General features: G+C 71.8%; 15 protein-coding genes. 9 read left to right on the plus strand and 6 right to left on the minus strand.

Annotated elements, in window-relative coordinates; translation table 11 throughout:
- Positions 1 to 35: 35 nt before the first annotated feature.
- From ABD743_RS31035 to ABD743_RS31050, 4 genes are all read left to right on the plus strand, one after another.
- Positions 36 to 1,241 carry an acyl-CoA dehydrogenase family protein gene (locus ABD743_RS31035; RefSeq protein ID WP_344726061.1) on the plus strand — a complete coding sequence of 402 codons (1,206 nt, stop codon included), beginning with the start codon at positions 36 to 38 and terminating at the stop codon, positions 1,239 to 1,241.
- 185 nt (positions 1,242 to 1,426) lie between these two features.
- Positions 1,427 to 2,488 carry a GTP 3',8-cyclase MoaA gene (gene moaA / locus ABD743_RS31040; protein ID WP_344726063.1) on the plus strand — a complete coding sequence of 354 codons (1,062 nt, stop codon included), beginning with the start codon at positions 1,427 to 1,429 and terminating at the stop codon, positions 2,486 to 2,488.
- A gap of 15 nt (positions 2,489 to 2,503) precedes the next feature.
- Positions 2,504 to 2,773 (plus strand): MoaD/ThiS family protein, encoded by a 270-nt coding sequence (locus ABD743_RS31045; RefSeq protein ID WP_344726065.1) that lies wholly within the window; start codon positions 2,504 to 2,506, stop codon positions 2,771 to 2,773.
- 162 nt (positions 2,774 to 2,935) lie between these two features.
- The gene (locus tag ABD743_RS31050; RefSeq protein ID WP_344726067.1) at positions 2,936 to 3,487 is read left to right on the plus strand and encodes a L,D-transpeptidase; all 552 of its coding nucleotides are present in this window, start codon (positions 2,936 to 2,938) and stop codon (positions 3,485 to 3,487) included.
- Positions 3,488 to 3,492: 5 nt separating this feature from the next.
- On the opposite strand, the gene ABD743_RS31055 is transcribed toward ABD743_RS31050, so the two are convergent.
- A complete protein-coding gene (locus tag ABD743_RS31055; RefSeq protein WP_344726068.1) occupies positions 3,493 to 4,590 on the minus strand; it encodes an alcohol dehydrogenase catalytic domain-containing protein in 1,098 nt (365 codons plus the stop codon).
- Positions 4,591 to 4,622: 32 nt separating this feature from the next.
- Complete coding sequence (locus tag ABD743_RS31060; protein ID WP_344726069.1) at positions 4,623 to 5,642, minus strand: P1 family peptidase; 1,020 nt, start codon at positions 5,640 to 5,642, stop codon at positions 4,623 to 4,625.
- A 73-nt stretch (positions 5,643 to 5,715) separates the two neighbouring features.
- Here ABD743_RS31060 and ABD743_RS31065 point away from each other — a divergent pair, with 73 nt between their 5' ends.
- Positions 5,716 to 6,429, plus strand: coding sequence for a 2OG-Fe(II) oxygenase (locus ABD743_RS31065; protein ID WP_344726070.1), 714 nt, complete (start codon positions 5,716 to 5,718; stop codon positions 6,427 to 6,429).
- Between the two features lie 7 nt (positions 6,430 to 6,436).
- Here ABD743_RS31065 and ABD743_RS31070 read toward each other — a convergent pair whose 3' ends face one another.
- Positions 6,437 to 7,261 (minus strand): isocitrate lyase/PEP mutase family protein, encoded by an 825-nt coding sequence (locus tag ABD743_RS31070; protein ID WP_344726071.1) that lies wholly within the window; start codon positions 7,259 to 7,261, stop codon positions 6,437 to 6,439.
- A gap of 104 nt (positions 7,262 to 7,365) precedes the next feature.
- On the opposite strand from ABD743_RS31070, the gene ABD743_RS31075 reads away from it, so the two are divergent.
- A complete protein-coding gene (locus ABD743_RS31075; protein ID WP_344726175.1) occupies positions 7,366 to 8,022 on the plus strand; it encodes an alpha-ketoglutarate-dependent dioxygenase AlkB family protein in 657 nt (218 codons plus the stop codon).
- 3 nt (positions 8,023 to 8,025) lie between these two features.
- Here ABD743_RS31075 and ABD743_RS31080 read toward each other — a convergent pair whose 3' ends face one another.
- On the minus strand, positions 8,026 to 8,784 hold the full coding sequence (locus tag ABD743_RS31080) for a phytanoyl-CoA dioxygenase family protein (RefSeq protein ID WP_344726072.1): 759 nt from the start codon (positions 8,782 to 8,784) through the stop codon (positions 8,026 to 8,028).
- A gap of 53 nt (positions 8,785 to 8,837) precedes the next feature.
- Complete coding sequence (locus ABD743_RS31085) at positions 8,838 to 9,293, minus strand: hypothetical protein (protein ID WP_344726073.1); 456 nt, start codon at positions 9,291 to 9,293, stop codon at positions 8,838 to 8,840.
- A gap of 112 nt (positions 9,294 to 9,405) precedes the next feature.
- On the opposite strand from ABD743_RS31085, the gene ABD743_RS31090 reads away from it, so the two are divergent.
- The 3 genes from ABD743_RS31090 (at position 9,406) to ABD743_RS31100 (ending at position 11,923) form a co-directional block, all read left to right on the plus strand.
- Positions 9,406 to 10,089 (plus strand): response regulator transcription factor, encoded by a 684-nt coding sequence (locus ABD743_RS31090; protein WP_344726075.1) that lies wholly within the window; start codon positions 9,406 to 9,408, stop codon positions 10,087 to 10,089.
- An 11-nt stretch (positions 10,090 to 10,100) separates the two neighbouring features.
- The gene (locus tag ABD743_RS31095) at positions 10,101 to 11,393 is read left to right on the plus strand and encodes a sensor histidine kinase (protein WP_344726077.1); all 1,293 of its coding nucleotides are present in this window, start codon (positions 10,101 to 10,103) and stop codon (positions 11,391 to 11,393) included.
- Between the two features lie 86 nt (positions 11,394 to 11,479).
- Positions 11,480 to 11,923: a PepSY domain-containing protein gene (locus tag ABD743_RS31100; RefSeq protein WP_344726078.1), complete on the plus strand. Its 444-nt coding sequence runs from the start codon at positions 11,480 to 11,482 to the stop codon at positions 11,921 to 11,923.
- 71 nt (positions 11,924 to 11,994) lie between these two features.
- On the opposite strand, the gene ABD743_RS31105 is transcribed toward ABD743_RS31100, so the two are convergent.
- Positions 11,995 to 12,756, minus strand: coding sequence for an SRPBCC family protein (locus ABD743_RS31105; protein ID WP_344726079.1), 762 nt, complete (start codon positions 12,754 to 12,756; stop codon positions 11,995 to 11,997).
- Positions 12,757 to 12,826 lie beyond the last annotated feature (70 nt).

Genomic DNA, 12,826 nt, shown 5'->3' on the forward strand with positions numbered 1-12,826 from the left:
CCACGTCGGGGTTCCGCTGTGGTTGGGTGCAGGTCGTGGACTTCGAACCCAGCGCCGCTGCTGCCGACTTCACCAAGCGCATGCGAGCGTTTCTCGACGAGAAGGTGCTGCCGGCCGAGGCGGAGTACGACGCGTTCCGTGCGGAGCGGCGCGGCACCCCGCAGGAGTGGGACCTGCCGCCCGTCGTCGAGAAGCTGAAGACGGAGGCGCGGGCCCGCGGTCTGTGGAACCTGTTCCTGCCGAGCGTCTCCGGCCTGTCGAACCTCGAGTACGCGCCCGTGGCCGAGATCTCCGGCTGGTCGCCGGTGATCGCCCCCGAGGCCATCAACTGTCAGGCGCCGGACACCGGGAACATGGAGACGCTGCACTTGTTCGGCACGCCCGAGCAGAAGCAGGAGTGGCTCACCCCGCTGCTCGAGGGCGAGATCCGGTCGGCATTCGCAATGACCGAGCCCGGTGTCGCATCCTCGGATGCCCGCAACGTGCAGACCAGAATTCAACGCGACGGCGACGACTACGTGATCTCCGGCCGGAAATGGTGGATCTCCGGGTCGGCCGACGAGCGCTGCAAGATCTTCATCGTGATGGGCAAGACCGACCCCGACGCCGCCGCGCATCGGCAGCAGTCGATGGTGCTGGTTCCCCGCGACACCCCCGGGCTGGAGATCGTCCGGCACCTGCCGACATTCGGCTACCAGGATCAGCACGGGCATTCGGAACTCGTGTTCCGCGACGTGCGCGTGCCGGCGGCCAACCTGCTCGGCGAGGAGGGTGGCGGCTTCACGATCGCGCAGGCCCGGCTGGGCCCCGGGCGCATCCACCACTGCATGCGCCTGATCGGGATGGCCGAGCGAGCCATCGACCTGATGGTTCGCCGGGCGAACTCTCGTGTGGCGTTCGGCAGGCCGCTGGCCGACCAGGGTGTCGTCCGCGAGCAGATCGCACAGTCGCGCATCGAGGTGGAGCAGGCCCGGCTGCTGGTGCTGAAGACGGCCTGGCTGATCGACAGGTTCGGGTCGAAGGGCGCGGCCACCGAGATCGCGGCGATCAAGGTGGTGTGCCCGCGCATCGCGTGCGGTGTGATCGACCGGGCCATCCAGATCCACGGCGGGGCCGGAATGAGCGACGACCTGCCGCTCGCCTACTTCTACAACTGGGCGCGGGCCCTGCGCCTTGCCGACGGTCCCGATGAGGTGCACCTGCGCACCGTCGCCCGTCAGGAGCTGGCCCGGCACGCCTGATCGAACCACAGGCTGACTCCTTGTTCCGCAGCGTGATCCACCGCTCCTTTTGAATAGCCGAGGAGGGGGAAAGGATCAGCAGCTGCGGAACAGGGAGGCGGTATGCATCCGCAGATGCGGAGACCACCTCTGAGCTGCGATTTGTCGCCGCGCAAAGCGGCATTCAGGGCGGTTAGGCTCTTGTTGTGACGGCTCTCGATCTCGGCATCCCCGCGGTGCGGCGTGCCGCGCCCCGGGACCCAGCCCGCCCCGCCGACCCCCGACTCGTCGACTCGTTCGGCAGAGTAGCCACCGACCTGCGCATCTCACTGACCGACCGCTGCAACCTCCGCTGCTCTTACTGCATGCCGGCGGAGGGCCTCGACTGGATGCCACGCGCCGAGCAGCTCACCGACGACGAGTTGTTGCGGTTGATCACCATCGCGGTGCGCGACCTCGGCGTCGAGGAGCTGCGGTTCACCGGCGGCGAGCCGCTGCTGCGCAAGGGGCTCGAGGGGATCATCGCCGCCTCGGCAGCTCTGGAACCGCGCCCGGACATCTCGCTCACCACGAACGGCGTCGGGCTCGCCCGCCGGGCGGAAGCGCTCGCGGCGGCAGGCGTCAACCGCCTGAACGTCTCGATGGACACGCTGCAGGAGGAGCGGTTCGCCAGCATCACGCGGCGCGACCGGCTCTCCGACGTGCTGGACGGGCTCGCCGGCGCACGTGCGGCCGGACTCAACCCGATCAAGATCAACACTGTGCTGTTGCGCGGTGTGAACGACGACGAGGCCGTCCCGCTCCTGCGATTCGCGATCGACAACGGGTACGAGCTGCGCTTCATCGAGCAGATGCCGCTGGACGCCCAGCACGGCTGGGAGCGCTCGGAAATGGTCACGGCCGGCGAGGTCATGCAGCGACTACGGGAGGGCTTCGAGCTCACACCCGACCCCACGGAGCGCGGCGGCGCACCCGCCGAGCGCTGGCTCGTGGACGGCGGCCCCGCCGTGGTCGGCGTCATCGCGTCCGTCACGCGTCCGTTCTGCGGCGCCTGCGACCGCACCAGGCTCACCGCCGACGGCCAGATCCGCTCCTGCCTGTTCGCGCGCACCGAGACCGACCTGCGGGCGATGCTGCGCGGCGGCTCGACCGACGCCGAGATCGCGGACGTCTGGCGCGACGCCATGTGGGGCAAGCTCGCGGGCCACGGCATCGACGACCCCGGCTTCCTTCAGCCGGACCGCCCGATGAGCGCGATCGGTGGCTGAGCGAGGATGGCAGACATGAGCACGACCACGATGACCCGCGTGACCGTCCGGTACTTCGCCGCGGCCAGGGCGGCCGCAGGCACGGAGACGGAACCGCTGGAGCTGGCCGGCGACGTCACCGTCGACAGCGTGCTCGCCGCCGTCGCGGAGCGGCACGGTGGCGAGTTGGCCCGGGTGCTGGAGCGCTGCAGCTTCCTGCTCGACGAGGTCGCCGTGCGCGACCGGTCGACCCCGCTCCACGACAAGGCCACGCTCGACGTGCTTCCGCCGTTTGCCGGGGGCTGAGCCCGCTCCACCCGCGGATCACCGGTCCGATATCCCCCTTACGGGGCAATCGGGGATCGTCTGGTTCACGCGCTGTAATGTTGATCACGTTTATCGCCCGTCACCTCCCTCCGCGCCACCCAGTTGGGCGGGTGGGAGCGTGAAGGGCGGGCGTGGGCGCACATGGGTAGGCACAGCAAGCAGAAGGTCCGCCCGTGGGCGGGAGCGGGTCGCGTCGTGGCGCTGACCGGCGCGGTCAGCGCCGGGATGATCGGCCTGACGGCGTCGCCCCTGGCCGGCCTGGCGGCGGCCGCCACACCAGGGGCGACCACCGCTCCGGCAGGCGACGTGACACCGGCAGGCGACGAGGCGGAGCTCGTTCCGGGCACGCCCTGCACGGTCACCGCCGAGGCCTGTGTGGACCTCGCGCACAACGAGGCCTGGCTGATCGAGGACGGGCAGGTCGTGCGCGGAGCGGTCCTGATCACCCACGGCGCGCCCGGCCAGGAGACCCCGCCGGGCACGTTCACCGTGCAGCGCAAGGAACAGGACCACCGCAGCGCGGAGTTCAACAACGCGCCGATGCCGTACTCGGTGTTCTTCGCCCCCGGCGGCATCGCTTTCCACGAGGGAAGCCTGCAGAGGCAGAGCGCCGGCTGCGTACACCTCTCACACGACGACGCGGTCGCCTTCTTCGAGACTCTGCAGATCGGCGACGAGGTCCAGGTCCGCTAAGACGGCTACCTCCTGATCACCACCTTGAGCGCGTTGTTCGCACCCGCGTCGGCGAAGGTGTCGTAGGCCGACAGCATGTCGTCGAGCGCGAACTCGTGGGTGCCGAACAGGTCGCCGGCGATCTTCCCGGACCGGACGAGCTTCATGAGCATGGGCACGGTCGTCCCGTCGACGAGCCCGGTCGTGATGGTCACGTTGTTGATCCACAGGTCCTCGAGGTGCAGCGTCGTGGGGTGGCCGTGCACGCCGATGTTGGCGACGACGCCGCCGGGCCGGACCACGCGGGTGCAGAGGTCGAACGTCTCCGGGATCCCGACGGCCTCGATCGCGACGTCGGCACCCAGCCCGTCGTCGGTGAGCGAGGCGATCAGCTCCTCGACGTTCCCACCGGCTGAGTTGAGGACGTGGTCGGCGCCGAACCGGACGGCGTGTTCGAGCCGCGAGTCGGCGACGTCCACGGCCACCACCGTGGCGGCGCCCGCGAGTCCCGCGGTCTGGATCGCGGCCAGGCCGACCGGGCCTGCCCCGACGACCACGACGACGTCGCCCGGCTTCACCCGGCCGTTGCGGACGCCCACCTCGTAGCCAGTGGGCAGGATGTCGGTGAGGAAGAGCACCTGTTGGTCGGTCACCCCGTCGGGCACCTTGTGCACGCTCGTCTCGGCGAACGGCACGCGCGCGTACTCGGCCTGCGTGCCGTCGATGAGGTGGCCGAAGATCCACCCGATGCCGCCGGTGGCCTGGCAGTGGCTCGGCATGCCGCGTTTGCAGTACGCACAGCGCCCGCAGGACGTGATCGCGGGGACGATCACCCGGTCGTCGACCTTCAGACCGCTCACGGCCGTGCCCACGGCGACGACGGTGCCCACGGCCTCGTGTCCGAGGATGCGGCCCGGCTCGACGGTGGGGACGTCACCCTTGAGGATGTGCAGGTCCGTCCCGCAGATCGTCGTGGTGTCGATCTGCACGACGATGTCGGTGGGGTCCATCGGCTTGGGATCCGCAACGGTCTCCCAGGACTTCTCGCCCGGGCCGTGGTAGACGAGCGCCTTCATCGGCTCCTCCTCGCGACGGTGCGCCGCCACACCTGTGACGGCGCTCACGCACGCTAGGCCGATCCGCTCCGCTCATCGTCTCAATCTGACACGGCGCGGATCGCAAGATCACCGTAGCCGGGCCACGAGCCGGAGTCCGTGCTCACGGTGGACGCCGCGAGCAGCGCGTGCGCGACGGCCCGCGACACCACGTCGGCGGCCGCGGCGTGGAGCACGAAGAGGTCCAGCATCCCCGGAGCGGGACCAACGGCGGTGGAGAGACCGAAGACCACACCGACGTCGGAGCCCGTGTGCTCCGCCGGGATCGCGCGGGTGAGCCCGTCGTGGCCCATCGCAGCCAGCCGGGCGCATCCCGCCTTGTCCAGTGCGAGGTCGGTGGCCACCACCGCGAGCGTCGTCGCCGGGTCCACCGTCGGTGGGGATGCCGCGGCGGCGAGCAGCGCGGATCGTCCGGCCTCGTCCACGGCCTCGTCCGGGAACTCGCCTGGCAGCCCGGCCCGCGCTCCGCGCAGCGTGCCGGTGGCCGGGTCCACACCCGACCCCGCCGAGTCGACGACCACGAGCGCGGCCACCACCGCGCCCCCGTCGAGCACCGTGCTCGCGGTGCCCACCCCTCCCTTCAGCCCGCCCGCGACGGCCCCCGTACCCGCTCCGACCGACCCCTGGGCGACCGGCCCGGTGCTCGCGGCGTCGAATGCGGCGGCGCCGGCCGACCCGTCGGGGTGCACCCCGGGATCACCGCCGCGCCCCAGGTCGCAGATGGCCGCGGCGGGCACGATCGGCACCACCCCGCCGGGCACCGCGAACCCGTATCCCTCCGCTTCCAGCCGCGCCATCACGCCGTCGACCGCGGCGAGCCCGTAGGCGCTGCCGCCGGTGAGCACGACGGCGTGCACCCGCTGCACCATCCGGCCCGGGTCCAGGAGATCCGTCTCGCGTGTGCCGGGCGCCCAGCCGCGCAGGTCCACCCCACCGACGGCTCCATCGGGCGGCGCCACCACGACCGTCGTGCCGCTCAGCGCCCCGCGACCGGCGAGGGAGGCGTGCCCGACCCGAAGGCCGGGCACGTCGGTCAGGGCGTTGTTCGGTCCGGTCCGCATACGGGCAATCCTGCCCTGACCCAGTGGCCGTTTCCCGCCAGCAACGGGCCGGGGTATCGGTGACAGTGGAGTCATGAGTACCGCTGCACCGGAACGTGCCCTGCACCGCCTGGACTGGTCGGCGCTGGAGGAACAGCTCGACGCCGACGGTGTCGCCACCACCCCGCCGCTGCTGTCGCCGCAGCAGTGCTCGAGCGTGGTCGCGATGTTCGACGAGGTCGAGCGGTTCCGCAGCACGGTCGTGATGGCCCGGCACGCGTTCGGCGAGGGAAGCTACCGCTACTTCGCCGACCCGCTCCCGCCGCTGGTCCAGACCCTGCGCGAGCAGCTCTACCCACCGCTGGCCACCATCGCCAACCGGTGGGCCGAGCGCCTCGGCGAGCGCACGTTCCCCACCACGCTCGACGACCTGCTGGCCGAGTGCGCGGCGCTGGGCCAGCACCGGCCCACCCCGCTCGTGCTGCGCTACGGCCCCGGCGGCTACAACTGCCTACACCAGGACGTCTACGGGGACCTCACGTTCCCACTGCAGTTCCTGGTGATGCTGAGCAGGCCGGACGAGGACTTCACCGGCGGCGAGAGCGTGTTCGTCGAGCAGCGCCCCCGCCAGCAGTCCCGGCCGGTCGTGGTGCGTCCGCGCCAGGGCGAAGCCGTGATCTTCCCGGTGCGGAACCGGCCGAAACTCGGCTCACGCGGCTATCACCGCGTGCAGATGCGCCACGGCGTGAGCGCCGTGCACAGCGGCGAGCGGCACGTGCTCGGCATCATCTTCCACAACGCGCGGTGACGGCGGATCAGGACAGCAGAGCGTTCAGCTCGCCGTAGTCGACACCGCCCAGGGCCAGCGAGTCGTACGTACCGCCGTCCAGGAGCTCTCGGGCGCCACGGCGCGCCGTCGCGTACGCCGCCTGCGCGATCGCTGTGCCGACACTGACCCGGCGCACCCCCAGCGCAGCGAGTTCCGCGACCGCAGGGGCCCCCGGTCCCGCCATCACGTTCAGCGGGACCGGGAGCAGGCCTGCCAACTCGCGCAACGTCTCGACGTCGAGCAGGCCGGGCACGAAGATCCCGTCCGCACCTGCGTTGATGTAGGCGCGAGCCCGCGAGACGGTCTCGTCCAGGCGGCCCGCCGGATCACCGACCTGGCGCAGGTAGGTGTCGATCCGGGCGTTGACGAACAGCGGCACGCCTGTCGCATCGGCGGCCTCCCGCACGGTGCGGATGCGCCCGGCCTGCTCGCCGGTCTCGCGCAGCGGAACCCCGGCGTCCTCGATGTTGATCCCGACCGCGCCCGCCGCGATGATCGCCTCGATCGTGCTGCGCAGCTCGGCCGGGGTCTCGCCGTAGCCCGTCTCGATGTCGGCGGTGACCGGCACGCTCACCACGCCCACGATCCGCCGGACAGCATCGGCGGCAAGCTCGCGGGGAAGGTGGTTGCCGTCGGCGTGTCCCAGGCTCCACGCGACGCCGGCGCTGGTGGTGGCGATGGCCTGGGCACCGGCGTCCTCGATGAGACGGGCCGAAGCCGCGTCCCACGCGTTCGGCAGCACCAGCACACCGGTCTCGTGCAGCTGCCGGAACCGGGTGGCGCGGTCGGTCGCCGTCGTGTCAGTCGTCATGGCGTTATGTGATCACGTGCACCCCGTCCCGCACTCGCGGGTTTTGGACGGCACCACCCCGATCCCCTGACGCGCCACCGCGGCTCCGGAACACTGGAGCCGTGATACCCGGCCTGATTCCCCGCGAGCGGCGGGTGCTCGCCCCGGGTGCGGTGCACGTGCCGGACTGGCTCGATCTCGACAGGCAGCGCGAGCTGGTCCAGGCGTGCCGGGAGTGGGCGAGCGAGGGTCCCGGCATCCGCGCGGCCGTCATGCCGAACGGCGGTCAGATGTCGGTGCGCAGCGTGTGCCTGGGTTGGCACTGGTATCCCTACCGCTACTCCCGCACCCGCGACGACCAGGACGGCTCTCCGGTCACTCCGTTCCCCGACTGGCTCGGCGACCTCGGCCGTGATGCCCTCGCCGCGGCCTACGGCGACCCGGATCGCGCCGGCGGCTACCGGCCCGATATCGCGCTGATCAACCACTACGACGCCGGCGCGAAGATGGGGCTGCACCGCGACAGCGACGAGGAGTCGCTCGAGCCCGTCGTGTCGTTCAGCATGGGGGCGCCGTGTCTGTTCCGCTTCGGCAACACGGAGAACCGCGGTCGGCCGTGGACCGACGTCGAGCTGCATTCCGGCGACCTGATCGTCTTCGGCGACGAGAGCAGGCTGGCCTACCACGGCGTGCCGAAGCTGCTCCCCGCGTTCGACGTGCCCGACATCGGGCTCGCCGCGGGCAGGCTCAACATCACGCTCCGTGTCTCGGGCCTGGCCTGACGATCACGCCAGCGCGTGGTGCACGGCCCGTTCCACGGGTGACGCCGGGCGCTCGAGATCGAGTTCGCCCCTCGGCAGGAGGGGCGGCTGGGCCATGAACCGCGGTGTCGTGCCGCGGTGGGGCTGCGCGGAGTGCACGAGGAACGGGTGGCAGAGATAGACGTCGCCCGCCGCCCCGGTGGCCGCGACCTCGGGCCGGTGCTCGGTGGCCGGCACCGCCTCGCGCGCGAAGGCGAAGAACTCGGCCCCCTCGTCGCCGTAGGGTGCGAGCAGCCGGGCGGCATCGTGGTGAGAACCGGTGCGGACCCGGGTGGGGGCGTCGTCGGGGCCGACGTCGGAGAACAGGAACAGCATCAGCAACGCGCGGCCGCGTGACCGGATGTTCAGCTGGTAGCCGCCGCCGTCGTTCGGGAAGCTCCCTTCAACGTGCCACCCGTCGTCGCCCGGCGGGTCCGGGTGCGGGAACCGGACGGGAAAGGTACCGAGGCTCCCCTGCGGAAACCAGCGCCCGGCCCCCACCAGCTGGTCGAACGCCGCATGCAGGCGCGGTGTGTTCGCGGCGGCGCGGAACGGCTCCTGGGCGAAGTTGCCCAGCCTGATCACGGGCCGCGTCCACGTGGCACTGTCCTGGGGGTCGCAGCCGGTGGCCTTCCACAGCAGCTCCCGGCCCGCATCGGCCAGCTCACGCGGGAACGCGCCCTCGACGTGCACGAAGCCGTCGTTGACGAAACGGTCGACCTGCTCGTCGGTCAGTGCTGGCACGGCGTCACAGTGCAGGACTCGACTCCCTGCGACCACCGGATTTCGCCGACCGATCAGTCGTCGAGCCGCACCGCACCCACCGGACGGCCGCTCTCGCAGCGGAGCCGTACCTCCACCTTCTCCTCCTCGGACTCGAACCTGACGCGGGCGCCCTCCCGCTCGTCGTGGAGCCGGAAGCCCTGCGCCGGGCTCACAGAGACGATCTCGACGACGTCGCCCGCACATCGCGCGACGATCGTGCCGCCGGGGCTCGCGACGACGTCGGCGGCCGCAGGCGAGGGGGGTGCAGGGGATACCGGTGGTGGCGCAGCGACCGGCGGGTTCGGCGCCGAGCGGGCCACGGCAAGGGCCTGGTCGACCTCGGCGGGTGTGAGCGGCTGCTGCCCGCCCCCGAGGATGCCGGTGCCGATCGCGCCGACCGCGCTCATCCCCACGAGCGTCGCGACGACCACGGCCGCCGCCCAGGCGAGGGCGACGAGAGCCGGGTGCGTGCGTCGGGGCGTCGACATCCGCCCAGCCTGTCGTGACGGGCGTTAAGACACTCCTAAGGCCGCACTATCGCAAGGCCGCCCTGTCACAGATTTCGCGTGGAACGATCTCCGTTGTCCTACGGTTCGGCAGGTGGCCCAGGTGCTTCTCATCGAGGACGACCCGGCTATCCGTGGCGCGCTGATCCGCGGACTGACCGAGCGGGGTCACGCCGTCGACTCCGCCGCCGCGGCGCTCCCCGGGCTCGAGTCGGCCGTGACGAACCGGCCCGACCTCGTCGTGCTCGATCTCGGCCTTCCCGACCTCGACGGCACCACGATGCTCCGGATGTTGCGCGGGGCGAGCCGTGTGCCGGTGATCGTGGCGACCGCCCGCGACGACGAGGCCGAGATCGTGGCCGTGCTCGACGCGGGCGCCGACGACTACCTGGTCAAGCCGTTCAGCGCTGCGCAGCTCGACGCCCGCATCCGGGCCGTACTCCGCCGCAGCGGGGACACCGTCGCGGACCCGACCGTGGTGGTGGGCGGGCTGCGGGTCGACCCGCGGTCGCGGGAGGCGAGCCTCGACGGCGCCGCGCTGGACCTGACACCTCGCGAGTTCGAGCTCCTGCACTACCTCGCCGCCCGCTCCGGCCAGGTCGTCAGCAAGCGCGAGCTGCTCACCGAGGTCTGGCGGCTCCCCTACGGCGGCGCCGACAAGACCGTCGACGTCCACCTCTCCTGGCTGCGCCGCAAGCTCGGGGAGACCGCACAGGAGCCGCGCTACCTGCACGCCGTGCGCGGCGTCGGGGTGCGGATCTCTGCACCGCAGGGCTGAGGAGAGCAGACGTGCGCCGCCGCATCCTGGTCCTCGTCGGGGCGACGACGTCGCTGGTCCTCATCGCCTTCCTCGTGCCGCTCGCCCTGTTGCTGCGTACCGTCGCCGCCGACCGGGCGGTGCAGGCCGCCACCGTCGAGGCCCAGTCGCTCAGCTCGCTCGTGGGCACCACCGACCGGGCCACCCTCGCGCTCGCCGTCCAGCAACTCGATGTCAGCTCGCCCGACGCCGTCACCGTGTTCCTCGCCGACGCCACCGTCCTCGGTTCGGCCGCCGATCGGACTCCTCTCGTCGAGCTGGGGGCGCTCGGCACCAGCAGCTCTGCGCAGGTGGACGGCGGCCGGGAGATCGTCTTCGCGGTGCGCGACCAGGCAGGCGGCGCCGGAGTGATCCGCTCGTTCGTGCCGGATGCCGAGCTCGGCCGTGGCGTTCCCGGGGCATGGCTGATGCTGGGAGCGCTCGGCGTCGGCCTGCTCGGGCTCAGCCTGGCGGTCGCCGACAGCCTCGCCCGCTCATTGGTTCGGTCCACCACGGATCTCGCAGCGGTGTCGCATCGTCTCGCCACCGGCGAGCTGGACGCCCGCGCCGACAGCGGCGCGCCCGGCGAGCTCGGGGTGGTCGCCGAGTCACTCAACGGACTCGCCGGCCGCATCACGGACCTGCTGCGCGAGGAGCGCGAGACCGTGGCCGACCTCGCCCACCGCGTCCGCACGCCGCTCACCGCGTTGCGTCTGGACGCCGAGGCGCTCTCCGGGCAGGGCGACGCGGCCCGGATCGGCGCGGGCGTCGACGCGGTACAGCGGGCGGTCACCCAGGCGATCGAACAGGCCAGGCGACGCGGCACCGGCCCGGGCGCGGGACGCGCCGGCAGCGACGCCTCAGCAGTGGTGCGCGAGCGCGTCGAGTTCTGGGCGGTGCTGGCCGAGGACACCGACCGGGAAACGGTGGTCGACATCGCGCCGGGACCGCTGCCGGTGGCGCTGGGCGCCGCGGACCTCGCGGCCTGCGTGGACGCGCTGCTGGGCAACGTCTTCGCCCACACTCCGGACGGCACGTCGTTCATGGTGCGCCTCGCCCCGCGGCCGGAGGGCGGAGCCCGACTCGTGGTCTCCGACGCCGGACCGGGCCTGTCCGACGGGGCAGCCGTCCGGCGCGGAGCCAGCGGCGCCGGATCGACGGGCCTCGGGCTCGACATCGCCCGCCGTAGCGCCGAGCAGGCGGGTGGCCGGCTCGAGCTGGGCGGCTCCGCCGACGGTGGGCTCGAGGTCGTGGTCGATCTCGGTGGCCCGGACACTCCGGCCTAAGGCGCGCTTAGGACTCTTGCAGCGTGGCGCTAGCCCGATGATCGGCAGTGTCCAGGTCGACGGACAAACGACCTGGAGGAGCAGAAATGCCCACGCCCCGCACCGTGATCGCCACGACCGCCACAGTCGCCGCACTGCTGATCGGCGGTACCGCGATCGCCACCGCCGCCACGAACGACACGAGCACGACGGCCACCCCACGGCCCGTCGCCGTCCAGGACGGGAGCAGCACCACGACGGTTCCCACAACGGTCCCGATCACGACGCCGGCGGGATCCAGCCGCCTCGGTGAGCTCTCCCGCGACGAGGCCGCCGCGATCGCCCTGGCGCACGTGGGCGCCGGGAGGGTCACCAAGATCGAACAGGAGGTCGAGCACGGCCGGCTGGAGTGGAAGGTCGAGATCCTGGACCGGACGGGCGAGCACGACGTCCGCGTGGACGCGACGACCGGCGCGATCACGCGAGTCGACGCCGACGACGACCGGGGCGGCGACGACCGGGGCAGGGACGACCGGAGTGGCCACCGCTGACCGATCCCCGGCCCGACACCCGAGAGCCACGTTCACGCCGTGGGGCGGAACGTGGCTCTCGGGCGGCTTCGTCAGCTGGAGCGGCTGCGCTTGATCAGGAAGATGATCAGCAGCAGCAGGAGGCCACCCGCCACCGGGGCCAACCGCTTGAGCACCGGGGCACCCGCGGTGTCGAGCAGGTCGATCGCATCCACTTCGCTGCGCATCGACGGCGCCGCGACCCTCGGGACGCTCGCCGGCGCGGGCGTGCTGGGGGCGGACGCCAGAACCGGGCCCTTGGCAGCGGTGGCCGTGGCCGTGGCCGGCGCGCCGGACCCGTTGGTGCTGCCCCCGCCGGCGGCGGTCTCGGCGCCGGCGGACGACTGCGTGGCCGCCCCTGTGGCCTGCTCCGGGGCGAGCTTGCTGGCGACGCATGCCGAGAACTGACCGATGATCTTGTCGGCCACGTCCGAGATGACACCGCGGCCGAACTGCGCGGGCCGGCCGGTGATCGTCATGTCGGTGACCATCGTGACGGCCGTGCGGTCCGGCCCGTCGGCCGTCATCGTGCCGGTGACGGTGGCCTTCGCCGTGCCGTTGCCGCGCGAGTCGCGGCCGTTCGCCTCGATGACGACCTCGTGCTTGTCGTCGTCGCGCTTCACGTAGGTGCCCTTGCCCTTGTACGTCAGCGAGATGGGCCCGAGCTTCACCTTCACGGTGCCGGTGAACGAGTCACCCTCGTATTCCTGGAGAGTGGCGCCCGGGAAACACGGAGCCACGGTCTCCGGCGTGTTCAAGGCCTCCCACGCCTTCTCGATCGGCGCTTCGATCGTGAATTTGTTCTCCAACTGCATGAGCTATCTCCTCCTCGGACCCCTGGTCGATCGCCGAGGGGCGTAAAAGCCGTGGACGCCTGCCCCTGTG

It is taken from the genome of Pseudonocardia yunnanensis (assembly GCF_039534065.1).
Classification (GTDB): Bacteria; Actinomycetota; Actinomycetes; order Mycobacteriales; family Pseudonocardiaceae; genus Pseudonocardia; species Pseudonocardia yunnanensis.

Excerpts from the sequence above, each read along its gene's own strand:
- ABD743_RS31045 (WP_344726065.1), top strand. The coding sequence starts at position 2,504 with ATGAGCACGACCACGATGACCCGCGTGACCGTCCGGTACTTCGCCGCG.
- ABD743_RS31050 (WP_344726067.1), top strand. The coding sequence starts at position 2,936 with ATGGGTAGGCACAGCAAGCAGAAGGTCCGCCCGTGGGCGGGAGCGGGT.
- ABD743_RS31060 (WP_344726069.1), bottom strand. The coding sequence starts at position 5,642 with ATGCGGACCGGACCGAACAACGCCCTGACCGACGTGCCCGGCCTTCGG.
- ABD743_RS31065 (WP_344726070.1), top strand. The coding sequence starts at position 5,716 with ATGAGTACCGCTGCACCGGAACGTGCCCTGCACCGCCTGGACTGGTCG.
- ABD743_RS31070 (WP_344726071.1), bottom strand. The coding sequence starts at position 7,261 with ATGACGACTGACACGACGGCGACCGACCGCGCCACCCGGTTCCGGCAG.
- ABD743_RS31085 (WP_344726073.1), bottom strand. The coding sequence starts at position 9,293 with ATGTCGACGCCCCGACGCACGCACCCGGCTCTCGTCGCCCTCGCCTGG.
- ABD743_RS31100 (WP_344726078.1), top strand. The coding sequence starts at position 11,480 with ATGCCCACGCCCCGCACCGTGATCGCCACGACCGCCACAGTCGCCGCA.
- ABD743_RS31105 (WP_344726079.1), bottom strand. The coding sequence starts at position 12,756 with ATGCAGTTGGAGAACAAATTCACGATCGAAGCGCCGATCGAGAAGGCG.